The organism is Brevibacterium linens, from assembly GCF_003999335.1.
GTDB lineage: Bacteria > Actinomycetota > Actinomycetes > Actinomycetales > Brevibacteriaceae > Brevibacterium > Brevibacterium linens.
Window position 1 is genome coordinate 2,773,451 of record NZ_CP026734.1, and the last position, 18,050, is coordinate 2,791,500.

Below are 18,050 nucleotides of genomic sequence, written 5' to 3' on the forward strand. Positions count from 1 at the left end.
TCAGACCTTCGTGTACTTGTTCAGCGTGATCAGCGACGAGGCTCCGGCCATGAGCACGCCGATGATGATGAGCACGGGGGTGATGAGGAGGACGTCCCATCCGGAGATGAGGCTGAATCCAGTGGCCTGCGACTGCAGCCAGCCGCTGACACCGAAGCGGACGAGCAGGCCCAGAGCACCGGCGGACAGAGTCGCCCCGATGGCCGAAGCGATGACCCCCTCGAGCAGGAACGGCATCTGGATGAAGGTGTTCGACGCACCGACCAGTCGCATGATGCCGGTCTCCCTGCGTCTCGAGAACGCGGAGAGTCGGATGGTGGTGGCGATGAGCAGCATCGCGCACAGCAGCATGATGCCGGCTATCGCGATCGCGACGATCGTCGCGATATTGAGCACCCCGAACAGACGGTCGAGCAGCTGATTCTGGTCGACGACCTCTTCCACCCCGGGAGTCGACGAGAACGTCTCCTTGATGATGTCGTACTTCTCGGCGTCCTTGAGTTTGACCCGGAAGGACTCGTTCATCTCATCCTCGGGCACGGTGCCTTCGAGGCTGGTGCCCTTGAACTGCTCCTGGAAGTGTTCGTAGGCCTCGGTCTTGTCCTCGAAGTAGACCTTGTCGACATAGGGGGCCAGATCGGAGCTTTCGAGTTCGGCCCGGATCTGATCCTTCTGGTCGCCCGTGACCTCACCGTCGACACAGTTCGTCGCCTCCGAATCCGGCGGGCACAGGAACACGGAGACCTGCACACGGTCGTACCAGAAGTCCTTCATCTGACCGACCTGCATCTGCAGCAGGATCGCGGCTCCGACGAAGAGCAGGGACACGAATGTCACGAGCACGACGGAGATGACCATGGAGAAGTTCCGGCGCAGACCCGACCAGACTTCGGAGAGGATGAACCCGGCCCTCATGAGGCGACTCCGTAGGTGCCTTCTTCGACGTCGCGGACGATTTCGCCTTCGCGCAGTTCGATGACCCGCCGACGCATCCGGTTGACGATCTCTCCGTCGTGAGTGGCCATAAGCACGGTGGTGCCGTTGCGGTTGATCTTCTCCAGCACGTTCATGATGTCGGCGCTTGTGGCCGGGTCGAGGTTGCCCGTCGGCTCGTCGGCGAGCAGGATTCCGGGTTTGTTGACCACGGCGCGGGCGATGGCCACACGCTGCTGCTCACCGCCGGAGAGCTCACTGGGGTACCGTTTCTCCTTACCGGCCAGGCCCACGGTCTCGAGGACGTCGGGGACGAGTGTCGACATGGCCGCGCGGGACTTTCCGATCACCTGGAGGGCGAAGGCCACATTGGCGAACACGGTCTTGTTCGGCAGCAGGCGGAAGTCCTGGAACACGGTTCCGATCCCCCGCCGCAGGTAGGGCACCTTCCAGCTGGGCATCTTCACCACGGACTTTCCGGCGATGTGGATGCGTCCGGCGCTGGGGGCCTCTTCACGCAGAATGAGTCGGATGACTGTGGACTTTCCCGATCCGGATGCCCCGACGAGGAACACGAATTCCCCGCGGTCAGCCTCGAACGAGATGTCGTCGAGTGCTTTGCGGGAACGCGTGTCGTAGGATTTCGAAACGGAGTCGAATCTGATCAAGTCGGTCTTCAATCATGTTGCGGGTGGCTCGGCCGCTTCCACTGTACGTAACAGTTCCGTGATGTTCGCGGAGGCGGCCGGGCGTGTGGTGCGATCTGATGAAGTTCACAGTCGGGCCGGCGAGCCGCCCGCGAGCCCGGAATTCCCAGGGAAGGGAATGTTGGTTTCGGCGGCGAAAATCAACAGTCTCTTCCCTGCAATTGGCGATGCCCCGTCAGGGGAACCGTCGCCGAGGCGGATGCGCGCCGGATAGTCCGGCTGCCGACGGGCGGGCGGACCGGGGGCGGGCAGACCGGGGCCGGGCAGACCGGGGGCGGGCGGACCGGGAGAGGTCGCGGCCGGAGGCTCAGGCCTCGGCTTCTTCGGCCATCTCCTGTTCCTTGCGCCAGCGGATGCCGGCTTCGATGAGTCCGTCGAGGTCGCCGTCGAAGACCGCCGAGGGGTTGTTGACCTCGTAGCCGGTGCGCAGGTCCTTGACCATCTGGTACGGATGGGTCACATACGAGCGCATCTGGTCGCCCCAGCTGGCCTTGATGTCGCCGGCCAGCTCCTTCTTCTGTGCAGCCTCTTCCTGGCGCTTGAGGTCGAGGAGGCGGGACTGGAGGACGCGCATCGCGGCCTCACGGTTCTGGATCTGGGACTTCTCGTTCTGCATGCTCACGACCACGCCGGTGGGGATGTGCGTGATGCGCACGGCCGAGTCCGTCGTGTTCACCGACTGTCCGCCGGGGCCCGAGGACCGGTAGACGTCGATGCGCAGATCGTTCTCGTCGATCTCGACATGGTCGGTCGATTCGATGAGCGGGACCACCTCGACGGCCGCGAAGGAGGTCTGGCGGCGGCCTTGGTTGTCGAAGGGGCTGATCCGCACGAGACGGTGAGTGCCGGCTTCGACCGACAGCGTGCCGTAGGCGTAGGGCGCGTCGATCTGGATGGTCGCGGACTTGATGCCCGCACCTTCGGCATAGGAGGTGTCGAGCTCCTGGACCTTGTAGCCGCGGTTCTCCGCCCACCGGACGTACATGCGGGTGAGCATCTGCGCCCAGTCGGTCGCGTCGTCGCCGCCGGCGCCCGAGCGCACGGTCACGACGGCGGAGCGCTCATCGTATTCGTGGCTGAGCAGGGTCGAGATCTCGAGTTCGGCCAACTGATCGCGCAGCTTCTTGATGTCGCGGTCGGCTTCTTCGAGCGAGTCCGAGTCGCCTTCGTCCTGGGACATCTCGACGAGGAGTTCGGCATCGTCGATGCGCTGTCCGAACTTCTCGAGCTTCTCCAGGGTGCCCTGCTTGTGCGAGAGCTTGGCCGAGGTCTTCTGCGCCGAATCGGGGTCGTCCCAGAATGTCGGCGACGACGCCTGCTCCGTGAGCTCGGCAACCTCGTCGCGCAGATTGTCCAGATCGGACACGTCGAGAATCGCTTTGTACGTCTGGCGGAGGTTGGCGATTTCAGAAGAGTAATCAGTGGTGGCCATAATGATCCGATTCTAGTGCATGCCCCCGCCCTGCCCAGAACCGACGGATGCGCGCCGAGGTGGGACCGCCTCGGCGCGCATCTGCACAGTCCCCCGGTTGAGGTCAGGCGGGGACGAGTTCGGGCACGGTTGCCCAGGTGTCGGGGCCGAAGACCTCGAAGTGGATATTGTCCTCGGGCACGTCGAGCGCATCGAGTCCGCGGAACACGTCCTTCATGAATGGTGGCGGACCGCACAGGTACACCTGCGCGTCGACGGGGACGCCCACCTCGGCGAGATCGATGAAGCCTTCATGGACGGTCTCAGTCGCCGTGCGCGCACCGAGCTGTTCGTACCAGTGGTGCATCCGGGCACCCGGCAGCTGGGCGACGAGTTGTACCATCTCCTGCCGGTGGGCGTGGGAGGCCATCGACTGGTCGGCGTGGAGGACCGTGACCTCGCGCCGGGATTCCTTGGACACGAGGTCATTGAGCGCACCGAGGATCGGGGTGCAGCCGATGCCCGCAGAGACGAGGAGCAGCGGGGTCTCGGCCTCTTCGACGACGAGGTCGCCGTAGGGCAGCGAGCAGCGGACCCGGTCGCCTTCGAAGACATTTCATGGATGAAGTTCGACACCTCACCAGCAGGGACGCCCGCTTCCGCGCGGCCCGGTTCGGCCTTGATCGTCACCGCCCAGGAGTCGTTCGAACTCGTCCGGGTGAGGCTGTACTGGCGGATCTGCCGCGCCCCGTCAGACAGCTGCACCTGGACTGAGATGTACTGCCCGGGACGGGCCTGCGGCAGAGCTCCACCATCGGGGCGAGCGAGGAGTAGGCTGACGGTGTGCGGTGATTCCTGCCGGCGGCGGCTGACGACCAGGTCGGACCAAACGTCACCGGGGTCGACGTCGTGGTGGGCGTAGAGCGTTCGTTCGGCGGCGATGAGGGTATTCGCCATATCCCAGTAGACCTCGGTCCACGCGTCGACGACCTCGGGGGTGGCCGCCTCGCCGAGGACCTCGCCGATGGCCGCGAAGAGGTGCTCGTAGACGATCGGGTACTGGTCTTCGGTGATGCCCAGCGACGCGTGCTTGTTCGCGATCCGGCTCATCATCGCGTCGATGTTCGGCGCATCCTCGGACACGAGCAGGCTGGCATAGGCGGCGATCGCGCCGGCCAGCGCCTTCTGCTGTTCGCCTTGGGCCTGATTGCCGCGATTGAACAGGTCAGCAAGCAGGTCGGGACGGGCGGTGAACATCCGGTCATAGAAGATCGGGGTGATGTCGCCGATGGCCGATCCGATGACGGGGAGGGTGTCCCGGACGATGGTGAGTGCGGGTTGCGAGATCAACTCTGCTCCTTTTGCGGCGTGGTCACCGCGCAGTTGGAACGGCCTTCACAGGTCGCTGTTCTTCGTGCGCTTTCGACGTTACGCGGACCACCATGCCGAATTCTACGAATTGTAGAATATGAGATTTTCTGTACCATCGCCATTGCACGGCGGCGCGGCAGGGCGCAAACGCACAGGCAAAAAGCGCCGCCGGCGGGAGATCTCATTCATCCCGCCGGCGGCGCTGCTCACATCGCTTCACACGAAGACTGGTGAGGGAAATATAGATCGAAACCCACCCTTGCGCAAGACGAACAGCCCCATAGTGACATTCGTGAAACTACACGGCGGGCATTTGCCGAACCGATTCTCCGTTATCCACAGATTTGGTTTTTCACTAGATTCTTCATTCGACTACAGATAGGTTAAACACCAAATCACGCTGTCTATTGAATGATCAGGCAAGGGTTCAGAGTGGAAGCCACCGAAGTCATCACCAGCGAGGTTCACAAACGGATCAGAGATCTCGATGTGGATCCCCGCGCCGATATTCAGCGCTCTCGTGAGCTCATTCGCACCGTCATCGCCGAATACGACGAGCGCAGCCTCGTCGCCGATCTCCCCCTGCTCGAGGACAAAGAGGCGACGTTCCGGCATATCGATCATCAGCTCTCGGGTTTCGGTGCCCTGCAGGACTATTTCGACGATCCGCACGTCGAAGAGATCTGGGTGAACTCACCGAGCGAGGTGTTCATCGCCGTCGACGGAATCCATCAGCTGACGACGACGAAACTCAGTTCGGGTGAACTCGATGACCTCATCGAGCGGATGTTGCGCACCTCGGGCCGCCGCGTCGATCTGTCGCAGCCGTTCGTCGACGCCATCCTGCCCGACGGGTCCCGTCTGCATGTGGTGCTGCCCGATATCACTCGCACCCATCCGGCCGTGAATATCCGCAAGTTCATCGCCCGACCGCGCAATCTCGCCAATCTGATCGCGCATGGATCGCTGACGGCCGGGGCCGCCGAGTTCCTCGACGCTGCCGTGGCCAGTGGGGCCAATATCCTTGTCTCCGGGGCCACTCAGGCGGGCAAGACCACGATGCTCAACGCCTTGGCCGGCTCGATTCCGGCCCGTGAACGCACGATCTCCTGCGAAGAGGTCTTCGAACTGAATCTGCCCAGCCGCGACTGGGTCCCCATGCAGTGTCGCCAGCCCTCATTGGAAGGCACCGGCGAAGTCACCCTCCGCGCCCTCGTCAAAGAGGCACTGCGGATGCGGCCGACGCGCATCATCGTCGGCGAGGTCAGAGAGGCCGAGAGCCTCGACCTCCTCGTGGCGTTGAATTCGGGGCTGCCCGGGATGGGCACCATCCACGCGAACTCCGCCCGGGCGGCGATCACGAAGATCTGCACTCTGCCGCTGCTGGCCGGAGCGAACATCTCCTCGGCGTTCGTCGTTCCCACGGTCGCCGTCAGCCTCGACGTCGTCGTCCACCTGCGCAGGGATCCGTCCGGGGTACGCCGGGTCGATGAGATCTGCGCGGTGCCAGGCGGAGTCGAAGGCGACGTCGTCGAACTCGACACGATCTTCCATTCGCCCCGAGGACAGCTCATCCGCGGTCAGGGGTTCGGCCACCTCGGCGAGCGATTTGCGGCCATCGGCCGCGATCTGCACTCCATTCTGGAGGCGGCATGAGCTATTCGCAGTTCGCTCTGCTCAGCGGTGCCTGCCTCGGGGCAGGGCTCTTCCTCATCTGGATGTCACTGTGGCAGCGACCGCAGAGCAAGCGGACTCAGTCGCGGTGGGTGCGCGAACTCGATGACATGCTCACCGGTGCCGGATTCCCCAGGCTGCGTCCGGCCCATCTGCTGCTCATCTCGGTCGCGGCGTTCTGTATCGTGACCGTCGTTTCGACGGTGCTCACAGGATCGTGGGCGATCGCGCTGTGCTTCGGCCTCTTCGCCTCCTGGCTGCCGCACCGGGCATTGCAGCATCGGGCGCGCAGCAGACAGGTGATGCGGCGTGAGCTGTGGCCCGAAACCCTCGACCATCTCAATTCCGGAGTCCGCGCGGGACTGTCTCTGCCCGAAGCGCTGAGCTCTCTGGCCCATCGCGGACCCGAACCGCTGCGGCCGCTGTTCGAAGTCTTCGCCGAGGAATATCGGGCCAGCGGGTCATTCGCCTTGGCGTTGGAACGATTCAGACAGGTCAGCGCCGACCCGGTGGCCGACCGCATCGTCGTCGCACTCAGCGTCACCCGGCAGGTCGGCGGCAGCGACCTGGGCACCATGCTGCGGGCCCTGGCACAGTTCGTCCGTGATGATGCCCGCACCCGCAACGAGCTCTCCGCCCGGCAGCAGTGGACGGTCAACGGCGCCCGACTGGCCGTCGCAGCGCCGTGGGTGGTCCTCGCATTCCTGTCGACTCGACCCGAAACGGCAGTTGCGTACAACTCGCGAACCGGGCTGATCCTCCTGGCGGCGGGCTTCGTCGTGTCTCTGCTGGCATATCAGGCGATGAAGCGCATCGGCCGGCTCCCGGCCGAACCCCGGGTCATCGAGGGGTCCTCGCTCAGCGCCGCCCACCGACGTTTCGCAGACAACGCCGGCCTGAGCAGCGGATTCTCCGCCGACAGCGACGACTCCTCGGACGGACGGGCAGCATGAGTCTCCTCGGCGAGCCACTGTCGATCCTGGCCCTCGGACTCTTCAACGGCTTCGCTCTCTGTGTCTTCGTCCTCTCCCTTCCGCCGCTGCGCAGGCCGACGCTGTCCTCACGGATCGCACCCTACCTGCGGGATCAGGAGTCTTTGGTCGACATCTACGCTCCGCCGACCCCGCGCGCCGACGGTTTCTGGGGGCTGGCGAAGTCATGGCTGGTCACCTCGACCCTGTGGGTGACGTCGCGCATCACCACGGATGCGAGTCTGCGGCTGCGCATCGACCGCCTCGGCGGCAATGCCACGGTCGAACGGTTCCGCATCAGCCAGGTGCTGAGCATCCTCGTCGGGATGATCGTCGCCGGCGGTCTGGCCGGTGCGCTGTCGGCACAACGCGGCTTCTCCCCCATCGTCACCGTCGTCCTCGTCATCAGCGGCGGCATCGCCGGGCACGTCTTCAACGATTGGCGACTCAGCCAGGCCATCGCCCGCCACGAATCCCGCGTGCTCGCCGAATTCCCCACCGTCGCCGAACTCCTCGCACTGTCCATCACCGCAGGAGAGGGGATCGTGGAGGCCCTCGAACGCGTGTGCCGTACCTGCTCCGGCGAGCTCGTCGACGAACTCCGCGCGGCTCTGGCGGACACCCGCACCGGCACGCCGTTGGTCGAAGCGCTCGACGCGATGGCCACGCGTATCGCCATCCCGGAGATCGTCCAATTCGTCGACGGCCTCGCAGTGTCGATGACCCGCGGTACGCCGCTCGCCGAAGTGCTCCGCTCCCAAGCCGCTGACGTGCGCGAACAGTCCCGACGGCGGCTGCTCGAACTGTCCGGGAAGAAGGAGATCGGGATGCTGATTCCGGTCGTTGTCTTCGTGCTTCCCGTCACCGTGATCTTCGCCGTCTTCCCGTCCCTGACCGTCCTCGACCTCAGTCCGTAACGTCCACGCCACGCACCACCGACCATTCCCCGCTCCCAAAGCCAGTCCCGCACCACCGACCACGCGGATCGAAACCTCGACCTCGCCGATGAAGGAGACACGATGTTCCGCCAGTTCACCTACCGCCTCGTCCCGTTCATGCTCGGGCTCATCCCCGGTCCCCCTCCACCAGGGGGAACCACCATCACCGAGGCGGCCGAGACAGACATCGACGCGAACCTCACCACCGATGTCGACCGACCCGATCGCGGGGACGTTCCCGGCTGGGTCCTCATCACTCTCATGACCGCAGGGTTGGTGGTTGCCCTGTGGGCGCTGGCCGGCGAAGCCTTCACCTCGATGTTCCAAGATGCGATGAACAAGGTCCGCGGGGCCGGGTGACCAGGCGGTGACCACAGATGACGAGACGGAACCGGGCGGCCGGAGGAGGGCTGATTCGGTGACGGCGGCAGGCGAGCGCAGCGATTCGGGATCCGCCGTCGCCGAGTTCGCGCTCATCGCCTCGCTGCTGGCCCTCATCCTGGCCGGAGCCCTGCAGATCGGTCTCGTCATCCATGTCCGCAACACGGTCATCGACTCCGCCATCGCCGGAGCGAGGCAGGCGAGCCTGGCCGATCAGACTCCCCGCGACGGACAGAAGCTCACCCGCGACCTCATCCGTGTGTCCGTGGGCGAGCGCTATGCCCAGAAGGTCACCGTCTCGACGTCGCAGCGCGGTGCCGTCGAGATCGTCGAGGTGCAGGTGACGACCCCGCTGCCGGTCCTCGGCCTGTGGGGACCGCCCGAGGTCTGGGACCTGCGCGGTCGATCCATCGTCGAGGACATCGACCGTGACTGAGCCCGAGGTTGCTCAGGGAGTCGCGGCCGACGACGCAGACGAGGGAACAGCGGTCATCGAGTTCGTCTTCGCCTCCATCGTCCTGCTCATCCCGGTCATCTACCTCATGCTCACCCTGTCTCAGCTGCAGGCGGCCAGCTATGCGACCACCTCGGCGGCGATGTCGGCCTCACGCATCGCCGCCCGCGACGCGAACCCTTCGGAGGCTCGAGCCCACGCGGTCGCGAAGATGCATTTCGCGGACTTCGGGCTGCGGGATGCGCCGACTTCCATCACCTACTCGTGCGCCGGGCCCTGTGGACAGGCCGGGTCCCTCGTGACCGCAAGGGTCGAAACGAAGGTGTCTCTGCCCGGGTTCCCGCTCCTCTTCGGCCCCGACCGTTCGCCGCACATCACGTTGCGCGCGAACCATACCGACGTCGTCGCCGCAGGCGGCCAGTGATATGTCGACCACGGGAGAGCACAGATCGGAACGACGCGAGGATTCGACGCGCGGTCAAGAGTCGGATCATGATTCGGATGCCGGGTCCATCACGCCGCTGGCCATCGGCTTCGTCGTCATCGCCTTGCTGCTGGCCTTCCTCATCGCAGCCCTGACCGATCTGCACATGGCCCGCCGTGAGCTGCAGGGGCTGGCCGACTCTGCGGCGCTGGCTGCCTCCGACTCGTTCGAACCGGCTCCCGGTGACGATCCCGGGCTCGTGTTCTCACCTCCGGCGGCCGAACGCGCCGCCGGACGGTACCTCGACGCGGTGCCGACTCCGAAGGACATGGGCGATCTGCGGTTGAGTGCCGATGCGGATGGGGCGCATTCGGTGCGCATCCGCATCGAGGCACGCTACTCTCCGGCGCTGCTCTCACCGTTCGTGCCCGGTCTCATCGACCTCCACGCCACCGCTTATGCCCGGGGCGCCCTGCGCCTCGACTGATCGTGGCCCGTCGTCGTCACTTCGCCTCCGATACCTGTGGATTCCGGGCCCACTCACACGCCTTGAGGCTGTGGATGCCCGCACCGTTTCCACAGGATGTCTTCTCTCTCTTGCCCGAACAGTGCGATCGCGGTGAGTCTGTGGGCATGAGAACTCTGGGCCTCGTCCACCGCCTCGAGACGAACGGAGCCGTCACGAGCATCAGCCTCGAAGCTGATTCAGCCCAACCGGCCGTCGCCGTCTTCCGGTCTGCTCTCGGACCCGAGTTGACGCATCAGGACCTCATCACCGGCAACCGGCTCGAGAATCGCAGCGTCGAGTCGATCAGCTGGGGTCACTGGCAGCGACTCAATCCGATCACCGTCGTCGGGGCGGACTCTCTGCGCACTGCCGACACCTGTGCCGTCTCCGCACGGACGAGCGTATCCGTCCTGGCGGGGCCCGACTCCGGCTTCACTCTGAGCCTCGACCCTCGGCGAGCCTGCCTGGCCCGACTGTCCCACACCGATTGCCTGACCGTCATCGACCCCAGCATCTCCCGCACCCCACAGCCGCTGCGACTCGATGCCACAGGAGATCAGCCCACAATGCGATTGGGAACGACTGTGCTCGCACCGGGCACAGCAGATGGTTCGTCCGCCCGTGATTCGTCCTCGACCGCCCATTCGACTCCGCCGATCCGGTCCCCGCCGCTGCACCACAGCGATGACATCCACATCGCCCCGAAGACGATCGACGATCCTCGGCCGGCCAGACCCCCACAATGGTGGACGTTCCTCATCCCCGTCGGCATCGGCGTGGTGCTGGCCGTGGCCACCGGAATGTGGTGGTTCCTCCTCTTCAGCGTCTCGGCCCCGCTCTCCGGGTGGGTCGCCTACCTGGTGGAGAAGAAGCGCTTCACTCGTGACAGCGCACAATGCCGACTCGACCGTGACGAAGCGTTGGCCGAGGCGCGAGCCAGGCTGCGCCGGCTCGAGGCGGCGCAGCGACACAGGATCTTCTCTTCCCCTGGCCTGTGCCTGGGTTTCGGGACGGTCTTCAGCGACCTCACCATCGACGAACAGCTGCAGGACGGAACCGACCACGTCGACGGTCGAGTCGTCTGCGCCGATATGCCGATCCGCATCGATCCGCGCACAACGACGGTCACCGTCAGCGGGACACCGACAGTCCTGCGCACTATGGCCTTTGCCTGGCTGGCCGACCGGCGATTCAGATGGCGGCCGGAGTCCGAACTGGCACTGCTGCCGGAACTGGCAGGCACCGAGTTCTCCGACGACTGCGCATCGACCACGGTCCGGTCCGGTACCCGCGCAGACACCAACATGGACGATCCCATCTCGGTCACCCTCGACGAGGAGGTCGACCCCGCCGTTCTCACGCTCACCGCCCCGCATGCCGGCTCTGCGGTCTCGATGACGGTCGGCACCCTCGCGCAGGCTCGCGCCGACTCCTCGACCGCCCCCGGCGGCCCGGTACCCGGACGGACGTTCATCGCCACGCTCATGCCGGCCGCACGATTCGTCACCCTGAACTGTGGCCGCTCTGCCGATACCGGCACCCGCGCCTGGCCCGACCACGGGCTCGGCGAACTCTGCGACGATGCGCCCGAATCCATTCGGAACCGGTGGCGGTCTCCCGCCGCGGGGCCGGTGCCGATCGGTCGCGGAACCGACGGTGAGACCGGCATCGATCTGTTCTCCGACGGTCCCCACGCTCTCGTCGCCGGCACCACGGGCAGCGGGAAATCCCTGCTCCTGCAGACATGGCTGCTGTCGATGGCCTTGGCACAGCCGCCTCGGCGACTGCGCTTCGTGCTCATCGACTTCAAGGGCGGGGCCACGTTCTCACCACTACAGAAGCTGCCGCACACCGACAGTGTGCTCGACGATTTCGACTCCGGTCTGGCCTTTCGCGCTCTCGTCTCGGTGCGCGCCGAGATCACCCATCGGGAACGACTGCTGGCCGATCACGGGTGCGCCGATGTCGCCGACCTCGCTGACCCTCCCCCACGCCTCGTCGTCGTCATCGACGAGTTCCATGCACTCATGGCGACCCACCCGCGAGCCGCCGACCTGCTTGAACACCTCACCGCCCTGGGCAGGTCCCTCGGCGTTCATCTCGTTCTCGCCACTCAGCGCCCCATGGGCGTCGTGACCGGGCAGATGAAGGCGAACATCAACGTCCGCGTGTGCCTGCGAGTGCGCGATGAGACCGATTCCTTCGACGTCATCGGCTCCGAGGCGGGCGCGTTCCTGCCCGCGGACAAACCCGGCGCCGCCTGCCTGGACTCCGGGATCGGCGTCACCCGGTTCCGCGTGGCGGTGCCGTTCGGACATGACACCCACGCCGAGGCGGCCCTCCGACCCCGTATTCGCTCCTGGGGTCGGGGACCGGTTCCGTCCCTGGCCGGCGGCGTCGTCGGCGTCGACGTCGACAACATCGTCACAGCGGCCGGGGACAGTGCCGATCCCGGGGAACCGTCGGTTCAGCGGCAGGTGGTCCTGCCGCCGCTGCCGGAACCGGATGAGGTGGCAGGCGGTGAACCTTTCGCCGGGGTCACAGGGATCGTCGATGTTCCCAGTCAGCAGCGGCAGGAGATGTGGACATTCGACCCGGATGCGGACGGTTCCACGATCCTCACGGGCGGCAGCCCGGACACCGTGGAATCCGTGCTCGCGACCATGACACGAGCGGCCGCCCCGACCCGACGGATCATCGCAATCGGCAGGATCGCCCCAGCCCTCGACTGGGCCGAGATCAGCTGCGGCATGAACACGGGCTGGCAGATTCAGGCGGTTCTCGACCATCTCGCGGCCGGCGCGGATCCGGGCAGGTCCCCGCACGACGGCAGAGGCGCCGATGCCCCGACGAGTTCGGGGCCGAGTCGACAGCCGCCGAGCCTGCTCGTGTGCAGCAATTGGGCCGAATTCGTCGACTCGCTCGACCACTGCTGGGCCGAACGAGCCGAACGTCTGCTCGGGCACGGTGCCGGATCAGATCTCGTTTTCCTGCTCGCCGGGTGCCGGAACATGACGAGCAGAAGCTCGCGGTTCGCCACTCAGATCGTCTTCCCTCCCGAGGCCGGGGACGACGGGACGAGTGTCGGACTCAGCCGCCAGCGATTCGCCGGCAGATGGCCGGATCTGCGCGCCGTCATCCGCGGCCCCTGCGCACAGGCTGCCGGCGGGGACGGTGCCGATGTGCAATTCGCACCCGACGTCGCGGCACGATTCGATTCGTCGATGTCCGGGGCGGGCACGAGCATCCTCGGCGGACCACCCGGCATTCCGGAGTCCCGAAAGGGATTCGCTCCACGCTGGCGGGGTCTTGACCAACCTGCGGTCGCGTCCGAGGAACCTTTCGGCAGCATGCCGGGCGGCATCCCCATCGGTGTCGACGCATTCGGCGACCCTGTCATGTGGGATCCCCGGCGGGACGGTTCGGTGCTCACGGTTCGCGGCTCTCCGCAGAGCGGCAAGACCGGATTCGCGACCTACCTGGGCAGCCTCGGCGTGGTCGATGTCCACGATGATGCCCATCTGGAGTCGGACCCGCTCGACTGGGATCTGCTCGACGGACACGACCATGTGCTCACCGCGCCGACACGGTTCACTCCCGGCTATGGTTCCCCGCTGGCCAAGGCTCAGAATCTCGGGCCGCTGCTCGTGCTCGGCGTACACACCGGGCAGGATCTCACCGGGCTCGGGGTGCTGCGACGGGCCCCGCTCGATGGGCTGGCTGGGACGGGCTGGTTCGTCACCGAGGATCAGGCCCGCCCCGTCCGCGTCTTCAGCCCAACGGGAGTCGCACCTGATTCAGCTCACGTCGGAAGGAGGTCCTGAGAGAGTCTCGTAACGGTAGAGCTCGGTCGCGGTTCCCGCTTCGAGCAGCCGGTCGGCGAGAGCGGAGATCACGGGCATTCCGCTCGTGACTTCGATGACGACATCGGCATCGACCGACAGCCGGGCCAGCAGGAGTTCGGCATCGGCGACGGCCGCGGCGAAGTCCTCGCCCGTCGTGTCGGCGGCATGATCGCCGGTTTCGAACATCGATCCGAGGATGAGCTCGGTCGGCGGCTCCTCGTCGACCTGATCGACGACAGCGGTCCCGTCTCCGGCACCTGGTTCACCGGCCGAGGGCAGAACACCGGCTGTCTCATCGGCTTCCCTCGCATACGACAAGGCGAAGGCACTCAGCCCACCCGCCTCGGTGGTTCCGGCCGCGCCGTTCAGCAGAGCAGCACCGTGAGCACCGGCCGCCTCGGAGAGGAACGCGTTGTTCACCTGTCCGATGGTCAGTGGGCCGACGGCATCGTCGCGGTTGACTGCGGTGTACCAGTTGAGGAAGGCCTTCGTCAGCTTCACCGAACCGGTGGCGACGATCTCGAGGTCCTCGGCCCGACCGCCTCCTGCCGGGGGCAGAGCACCGGCGGGCACCTTGATCACGCGGGTCGTCGTCAGCGGGGTGAAGCCGAGTGCCTGCGCGAAGCCCTCACCCGGGCTGCCGGCATGCACGCGGGCGCGCAGATCGAGGCCTTCGAGCGCGGTTCCCCGCGTCTCGGCACACACCGCCTCGAAGAGCTCACGTCCCTGACCATGGCCCTGTTCCTCAGCGGCGACCTCCACATTGACCCACGCCCGGTAGGGGTGAAACGGAGATTCGGCGATCGCGGCGGCTCCGACGGGAACGTCGGGGACCACCTCGGCGATGACGGAGCGGATCAGCGGCGAATCCGAGGACGGACGGAACAGGGACCTGGCCATATGACCGGCCGGGGTGGTCGCATCGGCGAACACCTCATTCAGGCGCAGATCGTCACCGTCGGTCAGCTCTCGAATCGGCATGTGCTCGCTCCTTGGGCGGTGGGGAACTTGATAATCTTGGCGTCATGACTGACTTAAGCGATCCTACCGCCGCCGCGCACGCCGCGGCCACGACCATCAACGCGAACGCGAGCATCGACGCCCATGACGTCGCGCTTGTCCTCGGCTCCGGTTGGGGCGGGGCGGCGGACCTCCTCGGCGAAACCGTTGCCGAGATCTCCGCGGCCGAGGTCCCCGGATTCCACGCTCCGGCCGTTGAAGGCCACGGCGCAACCCTGCGCACGGTGCGCATCGAGGCCAGCGGCAAGCATGCCCTCGTCCTCGGATCGCGCACCCACTACTACGAAGGCAAGGGAGTCCGCGCAGTCGCTCACGGTGTGCGCACCGCGGCTGCGGCCGGCTGCTCCTCACTCGTGCTGACGAACGGGTGCGGCGGTCTCAACCGCAACTGGGCAGCCGGCACCCCGGTGCTCATCTCCGATCACATCAACCTCACCGGAACCTCCCCCATCGAGGGCGCGAACTTCGTCGATCTCACCGATCTGTACTCCCCGCGCATGCGCACCATCGCCAAAGAGATCGACCCGACGCTCGACGAAGGCGTGTACGCACAGTTCCGCGGACCCCACTACGAAACCCCCGCCGAGGTGCGCATGGCCGGGATCCTCGGTGCCGACCTCGTGGGCATGTCGACGACGTTGGAGGCCATCGCCGCACGTCAGGCCGGGCTCGAACTCATGGGCATCTCCCTGGTGACGAACCTCGCCGCCGGAATTCAGGAGACCCCGCTCTCCCATGCCGAAGTCATCGAAGCCGGAGCCGCGGCCGCCCCGCGCATCTCTCGCCTGCTCGCCGACATCGTCGCGAAGCTCTGAGACGGCCCGCCCGACTCCGCACTCCCCAACCCGCCACCGCGAACACGCAAAGGACTCATATGACCCGCGTAGCCGATCGCTTCAGACATGGATTCGACGCCGAGGTGGTCCGCGCCTGGATCGCCGATGACCCCGATCCGCAGACGGCCACCACCCTGGAACACATCCTCGCCTCCGCGGAGGACGGCGACGAGGCGGCGATCGCCGACCTCGAGGACCGATTCTCCGGTCCCCTCGTCTTCGGCACCGCCGGCCTGCGCGGCGAGATCGCCGCCGGCCCGAACCGGATGAACCGGGCCGTCGTCATCCGGGCTGCCGCAGGGTTGGCCGCGTTCCTCGCCGAAACCGTCGGTGAGGGTTTCCGCGTCGTCATCGGCTGCGATGCCCGGTACAAGTCCGCGGAGTTCGCTCGTGATACCGCCGCCGTCATCACCGCCGCCGGTGGGGTCGCGATTCAGCTGCCCGAACAGCTGCCGACCCCGCTGCTCGCTTATGCGTTATCGAAGCGCGGGGCTGATGCAGGTGTCATGGTCACAGCCAGCCACAACCCACCAGCTGACAACGGATACAAGGTCTACCTGGGGCAGCGTCCGCTGCAGGCGATCGAGTCAGACCCCGTCGCTGCCCTTGCCGGTGCCGGGGCCCAGATCGTCAGTCCCGCCGACGGGCTCATCGCGGAGAAGATCGCCGGAATCGAGTCCGTGGCGTCTGTGCCGAGGGCCGAGTCCGGGTGGGAGCACCTCGACGAGTCGATCGTCGAGCAGTATCTGTCGCGCATCGACGAATTGGGGGTGCGGGCGAGCGGGGACCTGTCGATCGTGCTCACGTCCCTGCACGGTGTCGGTGCCGGTGTCGCCGAGGCGGCCCTGACCCGCACCGGGTTCACGAACCTTCACCCGGTGGTCTCGCAGCAGGCACCGGATCCGGACTTCCCCACAGTGTCGTTTCCGAATCCCGAAGAGGCCGGGGCCCTCGATGAGTCCTACGAGTTGGCCCGTGAGGTCGGTGCCGAACTCATCATCGCCAACGACCCGGATGCCGACCGGTTCTCCGCGGCCATCCCAGATGAGTCGGCAGCGGCCGGGTACCGGCAGCTGTCCGGCGACGAGGTGGGGCTCCTCCTCGGCGAGGACCTTGCTGGCCGTTTCGAAGAGAACCGAGCGGTCGGCACGGTCTTCGCGAATTCGATCGTGTCTTCACGGGCTCTCGCGGCCGCGGTCAAGAGCCACGGTTTCGCCTCAGTGAACACGCTCACCGGATTCAAGTGGATCTCTCGTGCCAGTCTCTGGCTTGCCTTCGGCTACGAAGAGGCGCTCGGCTACTGCGTCGATCCATTGATCGTACGCGACAAAGACGGAATTTCCGCGGCGGTGACCTTCGCGGCCCTGGCATCGCGTCTCAAGGCAGCGGGCAGCAGCATCGAGGCCGAACTCGACCGGATCCGCACCCGCGACGGCTACTTCGCCACCGCTCCCTTGAGCTTCCGCCTCGACGATGTCTCCCTCATCGCCACGTCGATGGCGAAGCTGCGCGAGAATCCTCCGGCCACGCTGGCCGGCTCCCCCGTCGCCGAGGTCCACGACCTCTCCGCCGGGTACGAGGGTCTGCCGCCGACCGACGGAATCCTGCTGCTCTCGGAGTCGAACTCGCGGGTCATCGTGCGTCCCTCGGGCACCGAACCGAAGCTCAAGTGCTATCTCGAAGTCGTCGCCGAGCCCTCCGAGCTCCAGGCTGCGACCGATGCCGATGCCCGTGCGGCCGCCAGCGCAGGAGTGCGTCTGCCGGCCGCCTCGGCGAGTGCCTCCCTCAAACCGGCCCTCAAGGAACGCTTGACCTCGCTGAGCACCGAACTCAAAACCTTCTTCGGCCTCTGACCCCAATTACCACGTGACGGCGGCCCAGCAACCTCGCGCGAGGTTGCTGGGCCGCCGTCAGGTAGTAATTAGAGGGAGTTGAGGATGGTGCGGCTGCCGGAGAGGCCCAGGCGGGACGCGCCGGCGGCGATCATCTCTTCGGCTGCCTCGGCAGTGCGGATTCCGCCGGAGGCCTTAACGCCGAGGCGGTCGCCCACGGTCTCGCGCATCAGTGACACAGCGTGAGCGCTGGCGCCTCCGGCCGGGTGGAAACCGGTCGACGTCTTGACGAATCCGGCTCCGGCGGACTCCGAGCGGCGGCAGGCCTCGACGATCTGCTCGTCACCCAGCGCCGCCGACTCGATGATGACCTTGACGAGGGCGTCCCCGCTGGCCTGGACGACGCCGCGGATATCGGCCTCGAGTCCGTCGAAGTCCCCGGCGACGGCCTGTCCGATATTGATGACCATGTCCACCTCGGCGGCGCCGTCGGCGACCGCCTGAGCGGCCTCGGCGGCCTTGATCTCCGGCTTCACCTGGCCGGAGGGGAATCCGACGACGGTCGCCACGACGAGCTCACCCGGATCGGTGACCGGCAGCATGGACGGTGACACGCAGATCGCGAGCACGCCCAGCTCCTTCGCCTCCGCCACGAGGGCGTCGACGTCGGCGGGGGTCGCTTCGGGCCTGAGCAGGGTGTGGTCGATGATGTTCGCGACATCGGTGCGGCTGGTCATTCGGTCCT

General features: G+C 66.3%; 15 protein-coding genes and 2 pseudogenes. 10 read left to right on the forward strand and 7 right to left on the reverse strand.

Annotated elements, in window-relative coordinates:
• From ftsX to CXR29_RS18055, 5 genes and pseudogenes are all read right to left on the reverse strand, one after another.
• Positions 1-915, reverse strand: a complete 915-nt coding sequence (gene ftsX, locus CXR29_RS12580; RefSeq protein WP_101594162.1) for a permease-like cell division protein FtsX — start codon at positions 913-915, stop codon at positions 1-3.
• A complete protein-coding gene (ftsE, locus tag CXR29_RS12585; RefSeq protein ID WP_101554193.1) occupies positions 912-1,601 on the reverse strand; it encodes a cell division ATP-binding protein FtsE in 690 nt (229 codons plus the stop codon). Before ftsE ends, ftsX begins: the two co-directional genes overlap by 4 nt.
• Before the next feature lie 346 nt (positions 1,602-1,947).
• A complete protein-coding gene (gene prfB / locus CXR29_RS12590; RefSeq protein ID WP_127364687.1) occupies positions 1,948-3,072 on the reverse strand; it encodes a peptide chain release factor 2 in 1,125 nt (374 codons plus the stop codon).
• A 265-nt stretch (positions 3,073-3,337) separates the two neighbouring features.
• Positions 3,338-3,532 (reverse strand): annotated as a pseudogene (locus CXR29_RS18050) (hypothetical protein); the annotation flags it as partial.
• A 479-nt stretch (positions 3,533-4,011) separates the two neighbouring features.
• Positions 4,012-4,308: pseudogene (locus CXR29_RS18055) on the reverse strand (globin domain-containing protein); the annotation flags it as partial.
• 546 nt (positions 4,309-4,854) lie between these two features.
• Here CXR29_RS18055 and CXR29_RS12600 point away from each other — a divergent pair.
• The 8 genes from CXR29_RS12600 (at position 4,855) to CXR29_RS12635 (ending at position 13,596) form a co-directional block, all read left to right on the forward strand.
• Positions 4,855-6,078 (forward strand): TadA family conjugal transfer-associated ATPase, encoded by a 1,224-nt coding sequence (locus CXR29_RS12600; protein WP_101554079.1) that lies wholly within the window; start codon positions 4,855-4,857, stop codon positions 6,076-6,078.
• Entirely contained in the window at positions 6,075-7,049 is a 975-nt protein-coding gene (locus tag CXR29_RS12605; RefSeq protein WP_101554080.1) for a type II secretion system F family protein, read from the forward strand. Before CXR29_RS12600 ends, CXR29_RS12605 begins: the two co-directional genes overlap by 4 nt.
• Positions 7,046-7,984, forward strand: coding sequence for a type II secretion system F family protein (locus CXR29_RS12610; RefSeq protein WP_101594163.1), 939 nt, complete (start codon positions 7,046-7,048; stop codon positions 7,982-7,984). The genes CXR29_RS12605 and CXR29_RS12610 overlap by 4 nt, the downstream gene beginning before the upstream one ends.
• A 102-nt stretch (positions 7,985-8,086) precedes the next feature.
• A complete protein-coding gene (locus CXR29_RS12615; protein ID WP_164742729.1) occupies positions 8,087-8,365 on the forward strand; it encodes a hypothetical protein in 279 nt (92 codons plus the stop codon).
• Between the two features lie 7 nt (positions 8,366-8,372).
• Positions 8,373-8,822, forward strand: coding sequence for a TadE/TadG family type IV pilus assembly protein (locus CXR29_RS12620; RefSeq protein WP_241241443.1), 450 nt, complete (start codon positions 8,373-8,375; stop codon positions 8,820-8,822).
• Entirely contained in the window at positions 8,815-9,264 is a 450-nt protein-coding gene (locus tag CXR29_RS12625; RefSeq protein WP_101554083.1) for a hypothetical protein, read from the forward strand. The genes CXR29_RS12620 and CXR29_RS12625 overlap by 8 nt, the downstream gene beginning before the upstream one ends.
• Position 9,265: 1 nt before the next feature.
• The gene (locus CXR29_RS12630) at positions 9,266-9,751 is read left to right on the forward strand and encodes a pilus assembly protein TadG-related protein (RefSeq protein WP_101554084.1); all 486 of its coding nucleotides are present in this window, start codon (positions 9,266-9,268) and stop codon (positions 9,749-9,751) included.
• 146 nt (positions 9,752-9,897) lie between these two features.
• Positions 9,898-13,596 carry an FtsK/SpoIIIE domain-containing protein gene (locus CXR29_RS12635; protein WP_127364688.1) on the forward strand — a complete coding sequence of 1,233 codons (3,699 nt, stop codon included), beginning with the start codon at positions 9,898-9,900 and terminating at the stop codon, positions 13,594-13,596.
• On the opposite strand, the gene CXR29_RS12640 is transcribed toward CXR29_RS12635, so the two are convergent.
• Positions 13,570-14,598: a GNAT family N-acetyltransferase gene (locus CXR29_RS12640; RefSeq protein WP_127364689.1), complete on the reverse strand. Its 1,029-nt coding sequence runs from the start codon at positions 14,596-14,598 to the stop codon at positions 13,570-13,572. The two genes, CXR29_RS12635 and CXR29_RS12640, sit on opposite strands and share 27 nt — an antisense overlap.
• A gap of 44 nt (positions 14,599-14,642) precedes the next feature.
• Between CXR29_RS12640 and CXR29_RS12645 the strand changes: the two genes are divergently transcribed.
• Positions 14,643-15,452 carry a purine-nucleoside phosphorylase gene (locus CXR29_RS12645; protein ID WP_127364690.1) on the forward strand — a complete coding sequence of 270 codons (810 nt, stop codon included), beginning with the start codon at positions 14,643-14,645 and terminating at the stop codon, positions 15,450-15,452.
• Between the two features lie 59 nt (positions 15,453-15,511).
• On the forward strand, positions 15,512-17,326 hold the full coding sequence (locus CXR29_RS12650; RefSeq protein WP_127364691.1) for a phospho-sugar mutase: 1,815 nt from the start codon (positions 15,512-15,514) through the stop codon (positions 17,324-17,326).
• Between the two features lie 68 nt (positions 17,327-17,394).
• Here the strand turns inward: CXR29_RS12650 and deoC are convergent, their stop codons facing one another.
• The gene (deoC, locus tag CXR29_RS12655) at positions 17,395-18,042 is read right to left on the reverse strand and encodes a deoxyribose-phosphate aldolase (protein ID WP_127364692.1); all 648 of its coding nucleotides are present in this window, start codon (positions 18,040-18,042) and stop codon (positions 17,395-17,397) included.
• Positions 18,043-18,050: the final 8 nt, after the last annotated feature.

Excerpts from the sequence above, each read along its gene's own strand:
- ftsX (WP_101594162.1), bottom strand. The coding sequence starts at position 915 with ATGAGGGCCGGGTTCATCCTCTCCGAAGTCTGGTCGGGTCTGCGCCGG.
- CXR29_RS12650 (WP_127364691.1), top strand. The coding sequence starts at position 15,512 with ATGACCCGCGTAGCCGATCGCTTCAGACATGGATTCGACGCCGAGGTG.
- prfB (WP_127364687.1), bottom strand. The coding sequence starts at position 3,072 with ATGGCCACCACTGATTACTCTTCTGAAATCGCCAACCTCCGCCAGACG.
- CXR29_RS12640 (WP_127364689.1), bottom strand. The coding sequence starts at position 14,598 with ATGCCGATTCGAGAGCTGACCGACGGTGACGATCTGCGCCTGAATGAG.
- CXR29_RS12645 (WP_127364690.1), top strand. The coding sequence starts at position 14,643 with ATGACTGACTTAAGCGATCCTACCGCCGCCGCGCACGCCGCGGCCACG.
- CXR29_RS12630 (WP_101554084.1), top strand. The coding sequence starts at position 9,266 with ATGTCGACCACGGGAGAGCACAGATCGGAACGACGCGAGGATTCGACG.
- CXR29_RS12615 (WP_164742729.1), top strand. The coding sequence starts at position 8,087 with ATGTTCCGCCAGTTCACCTACCGCCTCGTCCCGTTCATGCTCGGGCTC.
- CXR29_RS12610 (WP_101594163.1), top strand. The coding sequence starts at position 7,046 with ATGAGTCTCCTCGGCGAGCCACTGTCGATCCTGGCCCTCGGACTCTTC.
- deoC (WP_127364692.1), bottom strand. The coding sequence starts at position 18,042 with ATGACCAGCCGCACCGATGTCGCGAACATCATCGACCACACCCTGCTC.
- CXR29_RS12605 (WP_101554080.1), top strand. The coding sequence starts at position 6,075 with ATGAGCTATTCGCAGTTCGCTCTGCTCAGCGGTGCCTGCCTCGGGGCA.
- CXR29_RS12635 (WP_127364688.1), top strand. The coding sequence starts at position 9,898 with ATGAGAACTCTGGGCCTCGTCCACCGCCTCGAGACGAACGGAGCCGTC.